Genomic DNA, 18,033 nt, shown 5'->3' with positions numbered 1-18,033 from the left:
AGCGCCCGGGTCAGCTGAACTGCGCGATGCGGTGCTCGATGTAGTTCACCGAGAAATGCTCGTAGAGATCCTGCAGGCTGCATTTCTCGTGGCCGTTCCAGCTCATCACGTCGCACACCTGCTGCCAGCCGGCGTCGGTCCACTCGGTGCCGGTGTGGCATTGCGGATCGAGCAGCATCCGGTTGAACGGCCACAGGTTCTCGAGGCTGATGCGGTTGTCCACCTTGTCCTTGAGCTCGTAGCACAGGTCGACGTAGTCGATCGAGCTCATGTTCAGCTCGCGGAACAGCGACGCGGAATCGGTCACCTGCTCGGGACCGCTCAGATAGAGGATTTGCGCGACGATGTTCTTGATGTCTTCCTTCATGGTCCACTCTCCTTGAGTCACTGGGTCAGCCACTGATGTTTTCGCCATTGCCGAGATCGACGACGCTGCCGGTCGTTGCGAGCGAGCCGTTCGCAAGCAGCAGGACCGCGCGCGCGACCTGGTCGGGCTCGAGGATCTTTCGCATCGGAATCTGGCGATAGAACGCCGCCGCGTCCTGCGACGCGAGGAAGCGCTCGAACAGGTCGGAGCGCACGAACCCCGGTGCGACCGCGTTGACGCGCACGCCGAAGCGCGCCATCTCGAGCGCGAGCGTCTTCGTGAAACGCTCGATCCCCGCTTTCGACGCGCCGTACGCGCCGTTGCCAGCCTTCGGCTTGCGCGCGGCGATCGACGAGACGTTGACGATCGCGCCGCGCCGGCGCGCCTGCATCCCGTCGCCGAACGCATGGCAGAACGCCATCGTCGCGCCGAGGTTGATCCGCAACGCCTCCCAGTAGCGGGCGAACGGGCTGCCGATCAGCAGCGCGTCGTCGTTGATGCCCGCGTTGTTCACGAGCACGTCGACGGCCGCTTCCGCGTTCACGCGATCGGCGAACGCCTGCACCGCGTCCCAGTCGCCGCCGTCGACCCGGAACGCGCGCGCCGCGCCGTCGTACGTGCGCTCCAGTGCGTCGGCCAGCTCGGGATTCGATCGGTAGGTGAAGTAGACGGTGTGGCCGTCGGCGATCAACGCGTCGACGATCGCGCGTCCGATCCCGCGGGTTCCGCCCGTGACGATGGCGAGCTTCGTCATGCGTCGTGCTCCCAGCTGAGGATGCCGTCCATCACGCCCTGGCCGTTCGCGTTGCGCAGCTCGACGTGCGCGGTGGTGCGCGCCCCGTCCTGCTGCAGGCGTCGCAGGCGCGCGGTCAGGCGTTCGCCCGGCCGTACCGGGCAGATGAAACTGACCTTGCGGAGCGTGAGTGCCGGCGCCGGCCGGTTCGCCTCGATGCCGAGCGCATCGAACAGCATCCCGATCGCCAGGCTGAGGCTGAACGAACCGGGCAGCACGGGAAACTGCTCGAAGTGCTCGTCGAAGAGCGGTGCGGTGTTCGCCACGTCGATCACGCCGAACTGTTCGCCGGTGATCATGGCCGCCGCCGTCGCGGTGGCCGGCATCATGGCCGTGCTCCCGGCGCGGAGAACGCGGGCACGCGGGCCGGCATCAGCGCGACGAACACGGTACCCGACGCGACGGCCGGATACATATTGGCATCGGCATTGCGCGCCGACACGTCGACCCGGTATCCGTCGCCGTGCTTCGCGACCGTGCCGGACAGCGCCAGCCGCGGATAGCCGTCGACGCGGTGCAGCGTCAGTTCGCGCAACTGCGCCGGCACCATCAGCGCCGGCGCGCCGTGCATCGTGCGCGACGCCTTGACCGCGAACTGATGCAGCGCCTCGATGACGAGCAACGCCGGCTGTGCGCTCGACCAGTCGCCATATCGCCGCGGATCGGCATCGCCCGCGAAACGCGCGGGATCGGACGGATCCCGGACCACTCGACAAAGAGCAAGAAAGCCCGGCCGCGCTGTCTCGCTCCCCCTCTCAAACCTGGTATCGCTCATTTTTATGCCTTGTTATGTCTATGTTTCGGCTTCTCGCACCCCGGTGACTGCTCTCACGTCGGCCGTTGTCGTGCGGATCAAATGCTGATCGGCTGCGAGTGTATCGATTCGTCGCCGGAAGAAACGATCGTGCGACCAATTGCAGAAACGGGCGACGAACCGCGCATGGAGCCGATGGAATGCAACGCGGGGGGACGGCCGCCGACGGGCCGCGACCCGCTCGCCGCGCCGGTGCGCGACAGCGCCCGCCGACGCCCGCCGTTCGTCGGGGAGGAATGCCGTTCGTCCGCGCGTTCCGCCGTTCGTCGCACTGCGCCATGCGGGCGCGCGGTTGCCGCTAAGGTGGCGACATCGATCGAATACCCTGGGAGGTGTCCGTGTTGGCGGCCAGCTTGAGTCATGTCACGAAAACCTATGGAACCGGACCGCTCGCGGTCGCGGCGGCCGACGACGCGTCGCTCGAGATTCTCGCGAACCGCTTCACGGTGCTGTCGGGACCGTCCGGCAGCGGCAAGACGACGCTGCTCAACCTGCTCGGCGGCATCGATCGCCCGACGCGCGGCGCCATCACGGTCGCGGGCCAGCGAATCGATGCGATGCGCGAAAATGCGCTGGCCGATTTCCGCGCGCGCCACGTCGGCTTCGTGTTCCAGTCGTTCAACCTGCTGCCCGTGTTCAGCGCGTTCGAGAACGTCGAATATCCGCTGACCCTGCTGGGCGTCGCCCGCGCGCGGCGCCGCGACCGGGTGCTCGCGCTGCTCGACGCCGTCGGCATGGGCGACAAGGCGAATCGCCGGCCCGGCCAGCTGTCGGGCGGCCAGCAACAGCGCGTCGCGATCGCACGCGCGCTCGTCACCGAGCCGGCGCTCGTGCTGGCCGACGAGCCGACGGCCAACCTGGACAGCGCGACGGGCGCGGCCATCATCGCGCTGATGCGCACGATGCAGCGCGAACGCGCAACGTCGTTCGTGTTTTCATCGCACGACCCGCAGGTGATCGCCGCCGCGGACGATGTCGCGACGATCTGCGACGGGCGCGTCGTCGACACCCGCTCGGCCACCCTGCACGAGGAGGCCTGCCAATGAGCCTCTGGGTCCTCGCCTTCCGCAACCTGTTGCGCAACCGCCGCCGCTCGTCGACCACGCTGCTCGCGATGGTCGTCGGCCTGGCCGCGATCCTGCTGTTCGGCGGCTATGCGCGCGACATCAATTACGGACTCCAGACCAGCTACGTGCGCCAGGGTGGCCATCTGCAGATCCAGCACCGCGACTATTTCCTGTACGGCAGCGGCGACCCCGTCTCGTACGGGATCGCCGACTACCGGAAGATCATCGACACCGTGCTCGGCGATCCCGAGCTCGCACGCGAGGTGACGGTCGTGACGCCGGTGCTGGCGATCAACGGCATCGCCGGCAACTTCGCGGCGGGCGTCTCGCGCACCGTCTCGGGCAGCGGGATCGTCGTGGCCGACCAGAACCGGATGCGACAGTGGAACGACTACGGTTTCGCCGACCGGGCAACGCCCCTCGCGCTGACCGGCAGCGCCGCGAATGCCGCCGTGATCGGCACGGGCGTCGCGCGCGTGCTGCACCTGTGCGACGCGCTGCGGGTACCCGATTGCCGCGATCCGGTGACGGCCGCCCCGGCCGGCGCGTCGGACCTGCCCGACGACATCGCGTCGCTCTCGCAGGCCGAGGCCGCCGCGAAACCCGTGCACCGCAGCGGGCTCGCCCGTCTCGAGCTGCTGACGTCGAACGCGTACGGCGCACCGAACGTCGCCGAACTGTCGGTGATCGCGGCGCAGAAGCAAGGCGTCAAGCAGGTCGACGACCTGTTCGTGCAGGTGCATCTGCCGCAGGCGCAGCAACTCGTCTACGGCAGCGGCCCGAGTGCGAAGGTGACGTCCATCGTCGTGCAGTTGAAGCACACGGCCGATCTGCCCGCCGCGCGCGCGCGCATCCAGACGCTGCTGCGCACCCGGCTCGCGGGCGAGCCGCTCGAGGTGCTCGGCTTCGCGACGCTGAATCCGCAGTACGGCCAGGTCACCGGCATGTTCGGCGCGATCTTCGGCTTCATCGCGGTCTTGATCGCCACGATCGTGCTGTTCACGGTCGGCAACACCATGAACATGGCCGTGATGGAGCGCACGCACGAGATCGGCACGCTGCGCGCACTCGGCCTGCGTGGCGCCGGCATTCGCCGCCTGTTCGTCTGCGAAGGGTGCCTGCTCGGCCTCTGCGGCGCGGTGGCAGGCACCGTCCTCGCGCTGGCGGCGGGCGTCGCGATCAACCGCGCCGGCCTGCACTGGACACCACCCGGACAGACCGATCCGGTCGCGCTGTCGGTACGCGTGTGGGGCGAGTTCGGGATGATCGCGCGCTACGCGCTCGGCGTGACGGTGGTCGCGACGCTCTCGGCCTGGCTGCCCGCGCACCGTGCCGCCCGCCTGCCGATCGTGGACGCGCTGCGTTTCGCCTGACCTGGAGCCGCCACCATGAGATTCCCCCTCCCGATCCTGCGCACCGCGGCGATGCTGCTCGCGATTGCCACCACCGCGGCCGCGGCGGCAGAGCCGTCGGCGCAACAGCTGCTCGCGCAAAGCGACGCGGTGCGCAACCCCGACAAGCCGTTCGGCCTGACGACGACGCTGCTCGAATTCCGCAACGGACAGCAGACGGACGCCGAGGTGCTGAAGATCTACTCGAAGGCGGACCCGGCAACCAGCCAGTTCCGCACGCTGGTGCAGTTCGTCGCCCCGGCCCGCGACGCGAACAAGCTGATGCTCAAGAACGGCAACGATCTGTGGTTCTACGATCCGTCGAGCCAGGCCAGCGTGCGGATCTCGCCGCAGCAGCGCCTGCTCGGCCAGGCCGCGAACGGCGACGTCGTGACCGTCAACTGGGCAAACGACTACGACGCGTCGCTCGCGGGCGAGGAGAACGTGGCGGACGGCGAGCACCAGACCCGGCACTGCTACCGGCTGCACCTGACGGCGCGCGCGCCGGACGTCACGTATCACGCGATCGACCTGTGGATTGCCAGCGACACGAAGCGGCCGGTCAAGGCGCGCTTCTTCGCGGCCAGCGGCAGCGTGCTGAAAATCGCGTACTACCGGCACTACCAGGATCAGCTGGGCGCGGCGCGGCCGACGGAAACCGTCATCATCGACGGGCTCGATCCCAGCTGGGTCACGGTGATGCGCTACACCGACTACGCGTGGCGCGACATTCCGGACGCGTGGCTGCAGCGCGCGTACCTGTCCCGCTTCAAGGCCGACTAGACGATGGCGCGATCCCGGGTCGCGGTGCTGGTCTGCGCGGCGGGCTTCGCGGCCGCGCAGGCCGCCGTCGCGGCCGACGACGCGGACGGCGACGCGCTGCGGCTCGCCGACACGGCGACGGCGGCGCCCGTGACGCCAGGCAACTGGCGGGGCACGTTCGAGGCCGCCGTCGCGAACTACACGGCGGCGAGCCAGACCGGGCCCGTGACGCTCAACGACAACGCGCGCGTGTCGAACACGCTGTCGTACGACGGCACGTCCGGCAACTGGCGGGTGATCGTGTCGAATCGCTTCGATGCGGGATGGCGCGCGGGCACGTCGCAGTACAACGCGGTCGACACGCTGAAGCAGGCGTACGTGAGCTGGCAGGCGAGCCCGAACGCGATCGTCGATGTCGGCCGCGTGAACCTGCGCGAAGGCGTCGCGTCGGGCTTCAATCCCACGGACTTCTTCAAGGCCGGCGCGCTGCGCTCGGTCGTATCGATCGATCCCGAGAGCCTGCGCGAAAACCGGCTCGGCAGCGTGATGGCGCGCGGGCAGTTGCTGTGGAGCAGCGGCTCGATGACGGCCCTGGTGTCGCCGCGGCTCGACACGCATCCGAACGAAGCAACCTTCAATCCCGATCTCGGCGCGACGAACGCGCGCACCCGCTACATGCTGAGCGGGTCGCAACGGCTGTTCGGCAACTTCTCGCCGCAGTGGCTGCTGTACGGCGGCGAAGGCATCGCCCCGCAGCTGGGCGTGAACGCGACCACGCTGATCGACGATGCGACGGTCGGGTTCCTCGAATACGCGATCGGCCGCGGCAGCGCGGTCGCCGATTTCTCACAGGCCGCATCGTCCTGGACCTCGAAGCTCGCGACCGGCGTCACCCATACCTTCGCGAACAAACTGTCGCTGACGCTCGAATACGACTACGACGGCGCCAGCGCGAGCGCCGCCGCATGGCGGGCGCTGCAAAACGATCCGTCGCGATACTGGCGCTATCGCGACTCAGCGAGCATCGCGCAGGAGCTGATGACGCGGCGCTCGCTGTTCGTCTATGCATCGATGCCCGATGTCTTCGTCCAGCATCTGGGGCTGACCGCGATGGCGCGCTACAACCTCGACGACCACAGCTACTTCACGTGGCTCGAAGCGCGCTATCACTGGCCACGCACCGACTTTGCCGTGCAATGGCAGAGCAACCACGGCTCGGCGCGCAGCGTCTACGGCGCGCAGGCGCAAAGCGAGATCGTGCAGGCGATCGCGACGTTTTTCTTTTGAACAGGGAAACGCGAGAAGCGAGGAAAGCGTGACCGCCGGCACGCATCATGCAAGACGCGCCCGGCGCAGTGCGTCGGGCGCGGCAGGCAGCGTGACGCTCGGCAGTGTGTTGCGGCGCGCGGACCGCGCTCACGCGGGAACGGCGGGTGCGACCCTGCGGCCTGCCGGATTCGCGACGGCGCGCGACATCCGTCCTCGCCGGCGCTCCGGCCGCGCTCAGCGCGACTCGAGCGCGGACCCGCCGCCTTCCTCCGGCGCACCGTTCGCATGACGGATGCTGCGCGTCACCACGTTGATCGCACGGCCGAGCGGCATGCCGACGAGCCCGCCCCAGACCGCGAACGACAGGGCCGCGAAGGCGCCGGTGGCCGCCCACGGCCGCGAGGTCGCGATCGCGTAATGAATGAACGTCTCGGCGGCGAACGTCAGGAGCAGCGTGACCAGCAGGCTCGCGTCGCCCGGCAGGCGCACGAACATGCCTTCCGGCCCGGTCCTGAACTGCAGGCGCCAGCGGCGCGCGTGGAACCAGCCGCCTGCGGTGCCGACCACGAGCATCGCGACAGCCGCCGCGTACGCATCGGCGCCCGCCCGGGGAAACAGGTGGCCGAGGCTCGACAGGCCGAGACCGACGAACACGACCGGAAACAGGAGCGGACGCACGGGCCGGACTTCGCGCACGAAGCAGCGCTTCACGCCGATATAGACGAGCACGCAGAACAAGACGTAAACGTAGGCAGGGAAATGGGGCATGGTGAGTACCTGTACGGAAGCGCCGCAACCGGCGGACATGTCAGCGACTATAGCGGCCGGCCGGACCCCGCGCCGCGCGTTGCGATGAACGGTGGAAATCGACCGATGAACGGCCCTCAGGTCCGGCGAACGTCCGTGCCGACTGCCGCGCCCGCGTCGCAGCCCAGCGCCGATCACCGGTCGCATTGCCGTCGCGAATTACGCTACCATCTCCGCAATCCGCTCCCGCTCGCTCCCATGCCAAGCAAGCCGTTCGCCTTCCTGTCGTTCGAACCGCACGTCGGCCCCGCGCAACGGGGCCGCTCGCTGCTGGGGCTGTTCTGTTTCAACTCGGCGGTCGGGCTGATCTTCTGGGCGACGCGCCGCAACGAGGCGCTGCTGCCGTACCTGGTCGTCGCGAACGGCATCGGTTTCAGCGCGACGCTGCTCAGCGTCGCCATCGACCGCCTCGTGCGCGGCAAGCTCGCGCTGGTGCCGAAGATCCTGATCGTCGCGCCGGCCAGCGTGTTCATCGGTTTCGAAGTCGCGGCCTCGACGATCGGGCACGTCCCGCACCTGATCGGGCATGCGGGCGTCAAGGTCTGGCTGGCCTACGGCTCGTCGTTCATCGTCGCCGGCGCAGCCTGCGCATTCGTCTCGGTGTTCGTGCAGGCCGCCCGCATGCGCACGTCGCTCGAGACGCAGCGGCGCGAGGCCGCCGAGGCGCGCCAGGCCGAAACGGCCGCGCGGCTCGCGTTGCTGCAGGCCCAGATCGAGCCGCATTTCCTGTTCAATACGCTGGCGAACGTGCAGAGCCTGATCGAGCGTGACCCGGCCCGCGCGACGACGATGCTCGACAGCCTGAACCGCTATCTGCGCGCGAGCCTCGGGCGCACGCGCAAGGCCACCTCCACGCTGGAGGAAGAACTGGAACTCGTCGAGGCGCTATTGAAGATCGCGACGATCCGGCTCGGCGAGGAACGCCTGCGCTATACGATCGACGTGCCGGACGCGCTGCGGGCCCTGCCGCTGTCGCCGCTCCTGCTGCAGCCCCTGGTCGAGAACGCGTTGCTGCACGGCATCGAGCCGTCGGTCGACGGCGGCGAAGTCCGCATTCGCGGCACGCGCGACGGCGGCCTGCTCGTCCTGAGCGTGAGCGACACCGGCGTGGGGCTCGGCAACGGCGGCACGAAGCTCCACGGCGGCGTGGGACTCGCGAACATTCGCGCCCGGATGATCAGCCTTTATGGCGAGCGCGGCCGCGTGTCGGTCGGCGCGAACGCCGACGCCATGCGGGGCGTGACCGCAACCTTGCAGATCCCGATTGCCTGATATGCCGACAGCCCTGATCGCCGACGACGAACCCAACCTGTCCGCCGAGCTCGCCGCGCGCCTCGCCACGCTGTGGCCCGAGCTGGAGATCGTGGGGATGCCGCGCAACGGCGTCGACGCGCTCGCCGAACTGAATGCAAAGCGCCCGGATTTCGCGTTCCTCGACATCCGGATGCCCGGTATCGACGGGCTGAAGATCGCGAGCCTGGTCCCGCACGTGCACGTCGTATTCGTGACCTCCTACGACGAGTACGCGGTTCAGGCGTTCGACCAGTCGGCGATCGACTATTTGCTGAAACCCGTGGCCGACGATCGCCTCCTCCGCTGTATCGTCAAGCTGCAGCGCGGTGGCCCGGCCCCGACCGACACCGAACTCCTGGCCAATGCCGCCGAGCCGCGCGATGCGGCGCCCATTCGCTGGATAACCGTGGGCCTCCGGGACACGACCCGGCTCGTTTCGGTGGACGAAGTGCTGTATTTCCAGGCAGCGGACAAATACACGGAGGTCGTGACCGCGAGCGAGCGGCACGTGATCCGCACGCCCCTCCGGGAAATGCTTCAGCGGCTCGATACCGAGCGTTTCGCGCAGGTGCATCGCGGCGTGATCGTCGCCTATGCGGCGATCGATCACATCGAACGCGACCTGCTTGGCCGCCAGCGCATCCATTTGCGCGGAAGCGGAGACGTTCTGCCGGTCAGTCGTGCGTGTGCGGGCCTCTTCAAGCAGATGTAAATCCAGTCGCGGCGGCATGATCTCGCATACGACGGGGATCGGCGTCGCGCTGGTGGTGCGCACCCCGCGATCGGTTCAATCGACCGACGCGGGCGCGCAACTGGTGCAGTCGCTGGAGGGACCGCTCGTCGATATCGGCAGCGCGCTCGATGCAACGGACACGACCGACGCGCCGCGCGGCCATCTTCGGCTCACGGCCACGTCGATTGCCGAGTCCTTCCTGTCAGGCCCGTTGCTGGCAAGCTTTGCCGAGCGTTATCCCGACGTGACCATCGACGTGACCGTCACGGAGGAAGAATTCGATATCGTCGAGCGTGGCTTCGATGCCGGGATCCGGCTGGGACAGGTCATCGAGAAGGACATGATTGCCGTGCCGCTGGGCGGCGAGCAACGCGCATGCGCTCAATTGCCGTAGATGTCGAAATTGAAATAGCGACTGGCGATCTTGTCATACGTCCCGTCGGCACGGATCGCGGCGAGCGCCGTGTTGATCTTGTCCTTCAGGTCCGTGTCGTCCTTGCGAATGCCGATGCCCTGACCCGGTCCGAAAATCTTCGGATCGCTCAGCTCACCGCCCGCGAACGCGTAGTCCTTGCCTTGCGGCGTATTCAAGAAGCCGCGCGATGCTTGGACGCCGTTTTGCAACGCCGCATCGAGCCGGCCGTTGGTCAGGTCGGCATACACCTGATCCTGGTTCTGATACGACAGGATGCGCGCGCCGCCACCTTCCCAATGCGCCTTCGCATACGTCTCCTGCATCGAGCCTTGCAGCACGCCGATGGCTTTACCGTTGAGCGATGCCGGCGTCGGCTGGATACCCGAGCCCTTTTTCACGACAAGAAACGTCGGTGCGTGCGCCGTCTTGTTCGAGAAATCGATTTGCTTCAATCGCGCAGGCGTCATCGACATCGACGACAGGATCGCGTCGAATTTCCGCGCCTTCAGGCCGGGAATCATGCCGTCAAATGCATTTTCGACCCAGAGGCATTTCGCGTTGAGGCGCCTGCACACTTCATTGCCGAGATCCACGCCGAAGCCCGTCAATTCGCCAGACGGTTTCTTGTATTCAAACGGAGGATAAGACGGGTCGACGCCAATGCGAATCGTCGTCCATTCCTTGGCAAACCCGGTTGCGGACATGGCAAGTGCAACCAGTCCGATCATGATCCTCTTCATTCTTTTCTCCATGTAGTTGAAATAACTGCGTTGGCATTTACCCTTCGAACCGATCGATTCGAAGCGGGTGACGACGCCTGATTCGTCGAAACCGGAACCTGCACGGCAGCCGTCGAGTTCCCCGCCGTCGGTCGTCGCGCCGCCTCAATCCTGCATTCCACCGGACGGAGGATTTTCCATCCTCTGTTTCGAGAAATAGCGGGCGCTTCCGCCGTGCTTGATTCGGCACACGCAAGCGTGGCCTTTTCAGATCACCGATTCCGGTTGTATTGTGCCTTATCCGATTGAGCATCCAGAATTTCGACGCGTCCTTCATTCGATTTCCATGCGACACATCGAAAATAATCGACCGCATTCCGTGCAGTGCCACCTATGCGCGTCGAACGTGTTGGCGACCCAGCGAGCGATCGAATTGGCAATCGTCATATGCCGGACGCGGCTATCGTCCTCAAGGGCAACCATCGAAAGATCGTTGCCATAGCTCGACATCTTCATGTTGAAGCTTTTTGAGCCCGCTCGTCACTCCAGTTCGAACACTAAAAAAACACCAGAAATCGGACGTGAAATGTTCCAGACGATGCGACAAGCCCGCGCGTCCCGGTGATAAGCCGTGCTGCGTGCCGTGTTGTCAATTCCAGTCGTTCGCGCGATGGCTTGCAATTGTGCCCAAAGCGGATCGGCGTCCTCGACTGACAACGTGTCGGTTGCCGCCCCAAGCGCAGCGATGATCGCTTCAACGTGTTGGGGCGCGTCCGCCAGTACCAGAAGAGCGCGTGCGCGGGCCTGCTCTTCTTGATTCACAGCGATCCAACGTGCGAGCGTGCTGCGTTCGTGGCGATTCAACGCGTGGCGTCACGCCGGTGGCATGGGTTCGTCGACGTGAAACGATCCGACCACACGACGTACACCTCGGCCGGCCTGACACAATTGCCTGACTGCTGCGGGTCTTTTCGACGGTTCGACACGTCCTGGCGCGACTCAGGGATGGTGGAACACGTTCTTGAAGAGTTGAAACGGATCGGATTTCCCGCTCGACAGCATCGTCAATCGAGCGAACCTGCCGGAAAGCGCCAATTCGATGGAAGGCGGCGTCCGACGCCGTGTGCGTGATACGCATTCGCGGCGACACTGCGCGAATGCGCGCCGATTCCGACCGGACAGTGCACCTGCCATGAGGTGGACGCCGCACATCGGGACGACACGCGGAGCATGTCGCCACGATGCGGCTCACTCGCTCGTTCCAGCCGGGAAATCGTCCTGATCAAATATTATTCTTGAGATTCTTGAGAATTTCGTAGAACCAGCTGGTGCTTTGGCTGTTGTTCAATGCTTGAATCCTGCTCCAGTCCCTATCGAGATTCCAGACCGAGCCGGTTGCGAGTTCATTGTCTGCCGGGCAATTTGGATACGTTTTGAAAATATCCTTGTAGGTTTTGATTTTCCCATTACGAATAGCGGCAGCTGCGTCGGCGCCCGTCCTGAGGTTGGCAATTGCCCTGCTGCTGATATCGTTGAATACCGCGCTCGAGAACTGGTAGTAGACGCCGTAATACTCGTACTTGCCCGTCACGCCATGCCACTCTTTCGGCATCAACTTTCCGTCGAAATTGCGAAGCTCGACGCCGGTCTCCTCCTGAAATTCATTTGCCGCGCCGATCGCCGGATCGGTGTTCGCTGCCAGCCCTCCGCCGGGAAGCGCGGACTCCCCAGGGCCGTTCTTGATCACGGTGCCGTTCTGATAGATAACGCCGTTGCCGTTGTTGTCGGTATGAAAAAAGAACCCCTTAGTATTCTTGACGGCAATAAAGAAATTCTTCGAAGAATCGCGCACGACAGCATATGTCTGAGCCATGTTTTTAATTTCACTCCGGATCGGGTTGATGGAACGACACGACCATACACATTGGATGATAGTGCCTTCCCGAAATTTCGCCAGTTCCGATCGGCATGTCACTCAACATCAAGATCATTTATTTTTATATTTTAGCCATTTGATTTTTTGGCGATGATCGTTAATTTTTTTGAACCTATTTGCGATGCTTGCTGCGTTTAATTGCAATGCGTCGGATCGAATTGGCGAAACGCAGACCGAAAAAAGTCGTCACCGTTTGCGACGCAAAGATGTGTCGCGAAGACCGTGTCAACTCGCCGTGATGTTGGGCCACCGCCTGGCAGCCGCCGTCATCTCCCGATGGCTCCGTCGAGCACGCTTGAGTCAGTGCTGAGCGCTCGCCAGTTCATCAGAAAGCCTCGACAGTTCAAACCGCGTTCCCGCAACAGACGAGCGATGGTCCGGGAAATATCGCTGCACGACGGGACAAGCGCTCGCGAAGCGAGTGTGCTCGCGCCGCCCAATAGCAGGCATTCACGCGCCGAAGACAGCGGGCTCGACCATTTGCCTGCTCCACAGCCATTCGAGCAGCTGTTGCGCGCTGGCCGCTTCCATCGACCTGCCGAGAAACGCCATCAGCTCGAGCGGATGCGTTGCCCGCGTCAGCATGTCGAGGAGCGGAAACAGCGCCACGCCATTCCAGAACGCGACGGGTCGATCAAGACTCGGATGCTGCAAGGCGGGATGCGCGGTGACGCGGTCGTCGGTCGCGCAAGGCACCACGACGATGCCGGTATTGCGGGCGAAGCGGATCGGACTGTGCAAGGGCAACGGAGGCGGAGGCGCGGGCTCGCCGGGCTGCGGCTGGTCCGACGGCACGCGCGCCCATTCATCTTGCAGCGCGTGCGTCATGAGGTCTACGCGCGCCGCGGTTTCGTCGCCGAGCGAGGGTGTCGCAACCGTATCGGACGTCAATGCGGGCGCCGAGCGCAGGCGCCAGAAAGGCGCTTCGGCGCACCATGCCTGACGGTAGTACCCGGCAGTCCATGCGAGATGACGCGCCGCGCCTTCGATCAGCCGCGATTCGTAAAAGCGCTGCGCCAGTTCGCGCTCCGAAGCATCGCTTGCGCGGCACCACGTGTTGATCGCGATAGCGGCCTGGAGCGAGAAGCGCATCGCCTTCTCGACGCCCGAAGACGAGATCGGGTCGAGCGCGAAGGCCGCGTCGCCGAGCTTGATGCGTCCGTCCTGCCACGAGAGCGCGTCGACGTAGGGCGTCGATACGCACATGCGCGGCGAATCGCACCAGCGCACACCTGCCATGTCCTTGAACAAGGCGCTTCGCGTGCAGGCGTTGCGCAAGACCGATGCCGGCTCGCGTTCGCGCGCGTCGTCCCGCGCGGACGGATCGAACGTGAACATCACGCGGTAACGGCCGCCCGGCAGCGCAGCGCCCCACATCCATCCATCATCGAGCGCTTCCACGCGCGTGGCGGCATCGGCATGCGCTGCCGGTGTTGCCATCGCGGCTTCGGCCCATACCGTGGACAGCCGACGCGCGTGCAAGCGCTGCGGCTCGCGCCGGCTCTGCCGGCCCCGGGCATCGAGCAGCACGTGTGCCTCGACGCTCCGCAGCCCGTCGGGCGTAGCGATCTGCACGCGCCAGGCACCGGGCGCTCCGTCGACTTGCGCGAGGCTCGCCGGCCGCAGCACGTCCACGCCGCGCGCCACGGCCAGGCGCAGCAGCGCCGCATCGAATGCGGCGCGCTCCACGACGGCGCCGTCGTGCGCCACCGTCTCGATCGATTCGCTCGTCCAGCGTACGCGCGTGGGCTTGCCTGCGACGATGGGAACGGATTCGAGCACCTCGTCCGCGTCGAGGTAGTCGATGATGTTTCTGACACCCGGCGTCAGCGCTTCCCCGATCTGCGGACGCGGCCATAGCGGGCTTCGCTCGACGAGCAGCACGCGATGCCCGAGATGGTTCAAGCGCAGCGCCGCGCACAGGCCAGCGGGACCGGCGCCGGTCACGAGCATGTCGAACGTGCGATTCACGCCGTTCCCGCACCGCTCGCCGACGCGCCGGGCGAACCGGCAAACCAGGCCGGCGCATAGCGCGCGAGCCTGCCGTGCGCGCCGATTGCATAGTGCAGCCAGCCGCGGATGTAGTCGCACGCGCTGCGTCCGCGCTCGAGGACCTCGTGATGGCATCCGCCGCCGCAAAGATAGCGTGCCCAGCACGTATTGCAGGGCTGTTGCTGGTGCACGTGACGCTCGGCGAGCCAGATCGTCTGGCGCGCCTGATCGACGCCCGTGGCGAGATGCCCCATGACGCCGGCCTCGTCGCCGACGAAGCGGTGACACGCCGCCAGCTCGCCATCGGCGGAGACGCCCAAATACCCGGCCCCTGCGCCGCACGGATACGGCCGATGCGTGCCGCGCTGGATTTCTCTCAGCGCGTTCTGCATGTTCGAGAACGGGTAGCGCTCGCCGCGCATGACCTTTTGCTCGAACGCGAGCCCGCAGGCGATCATCCCTTGCAGCATGTCCGCCATATCGTCCGGGCCCATTTCCGCGCGGCCGTTCGACGCGCGCAGCAGCGGCGAGAAGCCGACGCTGTGGAACCCCATGTCGACGAACGTATCGAGCGTGCTCGGCAAGTCGAGATTGAACGGCGTGACGGTCACGCGCGCCGAGACCTGCATGCGCCGCTGGCGCGCCAGCAACGGCGTCACGCGCTCGACGATGTGATCGAACGAGCCCATGCCGCCCTTGAACGGACGCAAGCGGTCATGCACGGGCGCGGGGCCGTCGAGGCTGACGGTGACAGCGAAGCCGTGCTCTTCGAAGAACGCGCCGTCGTCTTCCTGCAGCAGGCTGCCGTTCGTCGTCACCGAAAATTGGCATCGGATGCCGCGGGCATCGGCGCGCTCCCGCGCGTGGACGGTCGCCGCGCGCAGCACCGCGCGATTGGCGAGCGGCTCACCGCCCATGAAGGCAAGATTGATCTTGCCGCCCTCGCTCGCCTGCTCGATCAGCAGGTCGACTGCCGCCAGCGCGGTTTCGAGCGGCATGTTCTTCGCCTTGCCGCCGAATTCCCCTTGCTGGGCGTAGCAATAGGTGCAGCCGAGATTGCATTTCTGCGCGACGGCAAGCGACAACGCGTGCACCGGCATCTCGGTCAACGGCGCGTCGTCGATCGCCGGGCGCATGTCGAGCCCGCGGCTCGCGACCAGCGAGGCGACGGCCTGCGCATCGCCGTCCTCGAGCGCCGCCTGAAACGCGTCATGCAGATCGCGTGGCACATGAAACAGGCGGCTTCCGTTCACGAGCAACAGTTGCGCGCCCTCCGCATCCTCGACCACGTGGATCCCGGGATGCCGCGGGCGCGACGCCGCGACGATGCGCGTCGCCATCGCCGACGCCAGCGGTGCGAGCGGCTCGACGGCGCGGTCAGGTTTCATCGGCATCCTTGCCGCGAATCACGAACTGCAGATCCTCCTGCCAGGACCGGAACAGATCGTCATAGGACCACAACCGCGTGTCGACGCGATTGTCCGGCACGTACGTGCCCGTGCGGCGCTTGGCGAACCACATGTCGCCGCGCGCGAGCCCGTCGTCGCCCGGCTCGACATTGACGAAGTCGGGTCGCGACGCGGCCCAGTAGTAGCACGCGCATTCGCGATAGTCGTTCTGCCAGGGTGCGCAGAGGCCTTGCGTCAGCTCGCCCGGCTTCAGCATCTCGAGATTGAAGCTGGCGGTGTCGCCCTCGAAAAAGCGCCTCAGCGTGAGCGTCACCTTCAGGGTCTCGGTTTTGCCGTGGTCGTAGTACACCTCTTCCAGCGCGTTGTCGTGCGCCGTGAATTCACATTCGACCGGCTTGCCCTGCAAATGCACGATGCGGGCGATGGAGTTCGACCACTCCATGAACGACACCGCATTGGGATTCGGCTTGCTCGCCAGCGTGACAGGGTCCCCGCCCGGCAGCACCGGCCCTGTCGTGAGGACCATCGTGCCGACCTTGTGGCCGTCGAAGCTCAGCAGGCGGCGCGTCTTGAGATGCTCGTAGCCCGGCTCCGCATCGATGACGTAGTTGTTGTTCTCGACCAGGGTGATGCCGACGAATGCGCGCCGCCAGAGATTGCGGAAATCGAACTCCAGGCCCGGGAAGCAATTCGAAATCGCCGTGCGCGGCAGCACCGAGACCGGGTTGCCCACGCCACGATGGTGAATCTGCGCGGTCAGGTTGGACGCGCGGATCTCCCCGTTGCCGGGCTGCTCGAGGTCTTTCGGAACGTTCGGATCGTTAACCGACATGCTTGTCTCCCTTCGGATCAGGTTGTCCGAACATCGCGTCTCGCGCCGCCTTGATCACCAGGTTGATGTGGCGGCGCGTGAGCGTCAGGCTACGGCCATCGGCCCCGCGCATCAGGGCCGGCATCTTGCGCAAGCCCTCGGCGGTCAGGTCGCCGATCTCCTCGGGCTGGCGCAGCAGCCTGGCGAACCACGGCGCGCCACCCGCCGCCAGCGTGCTGAACACGCGCTCGTGCAGCGCACGCAGCGCGAGATTGTCGACGATCGACTCGGCGGCGATCGGCTCGTAATAGCGCTCGAAGTCGGCCGTGTTCTGCCGCACCATCGTGCTCGCGACGTTGAGCCTGCCGTTGACCGGGTTGCCGTTCATGACCGCGGTGTTCATGAGGCGGATCGTTTCGAGCGCACGCAGGACGATCTCCGTCGCTTCGTCGATCGATACGCTCTCTTCCGGGACGTGGATACCCTGGAGAATCTGCTCCATCTCGTCGGACACCACGCGCACTGGCATGGTATCGGGCGCATAGGCCGGCGGCCCGGCGCCGATATAACCGTGCGCGCGCAGCGTGGAGCCGTCCCGCTTCGTCAGCACGACTTGCACGTGGCCATCGCATTCGTCGTCGAGATAGCCCCAGCTGACCTGATTGCCATCCTTGTCGGCGTATCCGGCAAAAATCTGCGCGGGGTTGGTCGGCGCGGGATGCGCCTTCGTGGGGCCGCCCGCCTCCCTGAAGCCGAGCCACTTGCCCGGCGTCTCGGCGTAGAGCAGGAGATCGTCGCGATCGATGACGGGATCGGGCTTCAGCTCGCTTTCGCGTTCCTTGTCCGACGTGCGGCGCACCAGCCGCGTGCCGTACACGATACCGGCGGCAGGGGTGTAGCGCAGGCGGATCTCGGGGAACTGCGCCGTCGGCTTGACGAACTGGACGTGACCGAGCGGAAGAAGCCGCCCCGCACGAAAATGTTCGCAATGGCCCAGCATCGCGTGCCGCGCGTGGTCCTTGAGGCCGGTCAGGTTCGCGTGGATCTTGTCGTTCGGGTCGTTGGTGCGGCGGTAGATCTTGATGTTGCCCAGATGGATATCCCAATGCAGCGCGTCGAGATCGAGTTGTTCCGCCGCGAGCAATTGCAGCGTGAGCGGCTGCAGCGTATGGGGCGCCTCGCTCGTGCGCGCAAACACTTCGAGAAAAGGCGCGACCGGCCGCACCTTCCTGTTCTCGTCCTTGAAGCGAATCGTGTCGGGCACATAGGCCTTCGCGATCTCGCCGCTTTCGGGATCCACTTCCAGCGTGGTGCACGGCACGATGCGTCGAAAGTCGAGCGGGTTGTCGGGATCGACGACGAGGTCGAACGCTTCCAGCGGCGTCGCCGCGGCGCCCAGCCTGCCGACCGCGACGGGCGGCAAAATCCGGAGTTCCAGTATCGGCATGTGCGGCT

The 18,033-nt window shown here is 65.9% G+C and carries 19 protein-coding genes; 7 read left to right on the top strand and 12 right to left on the bottom strand.

The window, feature by feature from the left end:
- Window positions 1-10: 10 nt before the first annotated feature.
- From BCEP18194_RS00875 to BCEP18194_RS00860, 4 genes are read right to left on the bottom strand one after another with little or no spacing between them, the layout of a single operon-like run.
- Entirely contained in the window at window positions 11-367 is a 357-nt protein-coding gene (locus BCEP18194_RS00875; RefSeq protein WP_011349389.1) for an acyl carrier protein, read from the bottom strand.
- A 25-nt stretch (window positions 368-392) separates the two neighbouring features.
- Entirely contained in the window at window positions 393-1,121 is a 729-nt protein-coding gene (locus tag BCEP18194_RS00870) for an SDR family NAD(P)-dependent oxidoreductase (protein ID WP_011349388.1), read from the bottom strand.
- Window positions 1,118-1,489, bottom strand: coding sequence for a hotdog fold domain-containing protein (locus tag BCEP18194_RS00865; protein WP_011349387.1), 372 nt, complete (start codon window positions 1,487-1,489; stop codon window positions 1,118-1,120). The genes BCEP18194_RS00870 and BCEP18194_RS00865 overlap by 4 nt, the downstream gene beginning before the upstream one ends.
- Window positions 1,486-1,869: a hypothetical protein gene (locus BCEP18194_RS00860; RefSeq protein WP_244272819.1), complete on the bottom strand. Its 384-nt coding sequence runs from the start codon at window positions 1,867-1,869 to the stop codon at window positions 1,486-1,488. The genes BCEP18194_RS00865 and BCEP18194_RS00860 overlap by 4 nt, the downstream gene beginning before the upstream one ends.
- A gap of 443 nt (window positions 1,870-2,312) precedes the next feature.
- Here BCEP18194_RS00860 and BCEP18194_RS00855 point away from each other — a divergent pair, with 443 nt between their 5' ends.
- From BCEP18194_RS00855 to BCEP18194_RS00840, 4 genes are read left to right on the top strand one after another with little or no spacing between them, the layout of a single operon-like run.
- On the top strand, window positions 2,313-3,020 hold the full coding sequence (locus BCEP18194_RS00855) for an ABC transporter ATP-binding protein (RefSeq protein WP_167315999.1): 708 nt from the start codon (window positions 2,313-2,315) through the stop codon (window positions 3,018-3,020).
- On the top strand, window positions 3,017-4,414 hold the full coding sequence (locus tag BCEP18194_RS00850; RefSeq protein ID WP_011349383.1) for an ABC transporter permease: 1,398 nt from the start codon (window positions 3,017-3,019) through the stop codon (window positions 4,412-4,414). The genes BCEP18194_RS00855 and BCEP18194_RS00850 overlap by 4 nt, the downstream gene beginning before the upstream one ends.
- A gap of 15 nt (window positions 4,415-4,429) precedes the next feature.
- Window positions 4,430-5,215 (top strand): outer membrane lipoprotein-sorting protein, encoded by a 786-nt coding sequence (locus BCEP18194_RS00845; RefSeq protein WP_011349382.1) that lies wholly within the window; start codon window positions 4,430-4,432, stop codon window positions 5,213-5,215.
- 3 nt (window positions 5,216-5,218) lie between these two features.
- Complete coding sequence (locus BCEP18194_RS00840; RefSeq protein ID WP_011349381.1) at window positions 5,219-6,481, top strand: hypothetical protein; 1,263 nt, start codon at window positions 5,219-5,221, stop codon at window positions 6,479-6,481.
- A 216-nt stretch (window positions 6,482-6,697) separates the two neighbouring features.
- Here BCEP18194_RS00840 and BCEP18194_RS00835 read toward each other — a convergent pair whose 3' ends face one another.
- Window positions 6,698-7,231 (bottom strand): hypothetical protein, encoded by a 534-nt coding sequence (locus BCEP18194_RS00835; protein ID WP_041492398.1) that lies wholly within the window; start codon window positions 7,229-7,231, stop codon window positions 6,698-6,700.
- Window positions 7,232-7,468: 237 nt separating this feature from the next.
- On the opposite strand from BCEP18194_RS00835, the gene BCEP18194_RS00830 reads away from it, so the two are divergent.
- From BCEP18194_RS00830 to BCEP18194_RS00820, 3 genes are read left to right on the top strand one after another with little or no spacing between them, the layout of a single operon-like run.
- On the top strand, window positions 7,469-8,542 hold the full coding sequence (locus BCEP18194_RS00830; RefSeq protein ID WP_011349379.1) for a sensor histidine kinase: 1,074 nt from the start codon (window positions 7,469-7,471) through the stop codon (window positions 8,540-8,542).
- A gap of 1 nt (window position 8,543) precedes the next feature.
- Window positions 8,544-9,275: a LytR/AlgR family response regulator transcription factor gene (locus BCEP18194_RS00825; protein WP_011349378.1), complete on the top strand. Its 732-nt coding sequence runs from the start codon at window positions 8,544-8,546 to the stop codon at window positions 9,273-9,275.
- Between the two features lie 16 nt (window positions 9,276-9,291).
- Entirely contained in the window at window positions 9,292-9,690 is a 399-nt protein-coding gene (locus BCEP18194_RS00820; RefSeq protein ID WP_011349377.1) for a LysR substrate-binding domain-containing protein, read from the top strand.
- Here the strand turns inward: BCEP18194_RS00820 and BCEP18194_RS00815 are convergent.
- From BCEP18194_RS00815 to BCEP18194_RS00785, 7 genes are all read right to left on the bottom strand, one after another.
- The gene (locus BCEP18194_RS00815) at window positions 9,678-10,463 is read right to left on the bottom strand and encodes an ABC transporter substrate-binding protein (protein ID WP_041492397.1); all 786 of its coding nucleotides are present in this window, start codon (window positions 10,461-10,463) and stop codon (window positions 9,678-9,680) included. The two genes, BCEP18194_RS00820 and BCEP18194_RS00815, sit on opposite strands and share 13 nt — an antisense overlap.
- Before the next feature lie 507 nt (window positions 10,464-10,970).
- Window positions 10,971-11,294, bottom strand: a complete 324-nt coding sequence (locus tag BCEP18194_RS40950) for a hypothetical protein (protein ID WP_011349374.1) — start codon at window positions 11,292-11,294, stop codon at window positions 10,971-10,973.
- A 418-nt stretch (window positions 11,295-11,712) separates the two neighbouring features.
- Window positions 11,713-12,303 (bottom strand): NUDIX hydrolase, encoded by a 591-nt coding sequence (locus tag BCEP18194_RS00805; protein ID WP_011349373.1) that lies wholly within the window; start codon window positions 12,301-12,303, stop codon window positions 11,713-11,715.
- Window positions 12,304-12,816: 513 nt separating this feature from the next.
- A complete protein-coding gene (gene qhpG, locus BCEP18194_RS00800) occupies window positions 12,817-14,319 on the bottom strand; it encodes a flavin-dependent monooxygenase QhpG (RefSeq protein WP_244272862.1) in 1,503 nt (500 codons plus the stop codon).
- A gap of 14 nt (window positions 14,320-14,333) precedes the next feature.
- Window positions 14,334-15,746 carry a radical SAM/SPASM domain-containing protein gene (locus tag BCEP18194_RS00795; protein WP_011349371.1) on the bottom strand — a complete coding sequence of 471 codons (1,413 nt, stop codon included), beginning with the start codon at window positions 15,744-15,746 and terminating at the stop codon, window positions 14,334-14,336.
- Window positions 15,736-16,599: a hypothetical protein gene (locus BCEP18194_RS00790; protein WP_011349370.1), complete on the bottom strand. Its 864-nt coding sequence runs from the start codon at window positions 16,597-16,599 to the stop codon at window positions 15,736-15,738. Before BCEP18194_RS00790 ends, BCEP18194_RS00795 begins: the two co-directional genes overlap by 11 nt.
- Window positions 16,589-18,025: a hypothetical protein gene (locus BCEP18194_RS00785; RefSeq protein WP_011349369.1), complete on the bottom strand. Its 1,437-nt coding sequence runs from the start codon at window positions 18,023-18,025 to the stop codon at window positions 16,589-16,591. The genes BCEP18194_RS00790 and BCEP18194_RS00785 overlap by 11 nt, the downstream gene beginning before the upstream one ends.
- Window positions 18,026-18,033 lie beyond the last annotated feature (8 nt).

Source organism: Burkholderia lata, assembly GCF_000012945.1.
Classification (GTDB): Bacteria; Pseudomonadota; Gammaproteobacteria; order Burkholderiales; family Burkholderiaceae; genus Burkholderia; species Burkholderia lata.
This window is presented reverse-complemented; position numbering and strand designations above follow the sequence as displayed.

Coding starts and splice junctions, on each gene's coding strand:
- BCEP18194_RS00815 (WP_041492397.1), bottom strand. CDS start 10,463: ATGGAGAAAAGAATGAAGAGGATCATGATCGGACTGGTTGCACTTGCC.
- BCEP18194_RS00785 (WP_011349369.1), bottom strand. CDS start 18,025: ATGCCGATACTGGAACTCCGGATTTTGCCGCCCGTCGCGGTCGGCAGG.
- qhpG (WP_244272862.1), bottom strand. CDS start 14,319: ATGCTCGTGACCGGCGCCGGTCCCGCTGGCCTGTGCGCGGCGCTGCGC.
- BCEP18194_RS00825 (WP_011349378.1), top strand. CDS start 8,544: ATGCCGACAGCCCTGATCGCCGACGACGAACCCAACCTGTCCGCCGAG.
- BCEP18194_RS00830 (WP_011349379.1), top strand. CDS start 7,469: ATGCCAAGCAAGCCGTTCGCCTTCCTGTCGTTCGAACCGCACGTCGGC.
- BCEP18194_RS00790 (WP_011349370.1), bottom strand. CDS start 16,599: ATGTCGGTTAACGATCCGAACGTTCCGAAAGACCTCGAGCAGCCCGGC.
- BCEP18194_RS00835 (WP_041492398.1), bottom strand. CDS start 7,231: ATGCCCCATTTCCCTGCCTACGTTTACGTCTTGTTCTGCGTGCTCGTC.
- BCEP18194_RS00840 (WP_011349381.1), top strand. CDS start 5,219: ATGGCGCGATCCCGGGTCGCGGTGCTGGTCTGCGCGGCGGGCTTCGCG.
- BCEP18194_RS00870 (WP_011349388.1), bottom strand. CDS start 1,121: ATGACGAAGCTCGCCATCGTCACGGGCGGAACCCGCGGGATCGGACGC.
- BCEP18194_RS00850 (WP_011349383.1), top strand. CDS start 3,017: ATGAGCCTCTGGGTCCTCGCCTTCCGCAACCTGTTGCGCAACCGCCGC.
- BCEP18194_RS00795 (WP_011349371.1), bottom strand. CDS start 15,746: ATGAAACCTGACCGCGCCGTCGAGCCGCTCGCACCGCTGGCGTCGGCG.
- BCEP18194_RS00845 (WP_011349382.1), top strand. CDS start 4,430: ATGAGATTCCCCCTCCCGATCCTGCGCACCGCGGCGATGCTGCTCGCG.
- BCEP18194_RS00875 (WP_011349389.1), bottom strand. CDS start 367: ATGAAGGAAGACATCAAGAACATCGTCGCGCAAATCCTCTATCTGAGC.
- BCEP18194_RS00820 (WP_011349377.1), top strand. CDS start 9,292: ATGATCTCGCATACGACGGGGATCGGCGTCGCGCTGGTGGTGCGCACC.
- BCEP18194_RS00805 (WP_011349373.1), bottom strand. CDS start 12,303: ATGGCTCAGACATATGCTGTCGTGCGCGATTCTTCGAAGAATTTCTTT.
- BCEP18194_RS00865 (WP_011349387.1), bottom strand. CDS start 1,489: ATGATGCCGGCCACCGCGACGGCGGCGGCCATGATCACCGGCGAACAG.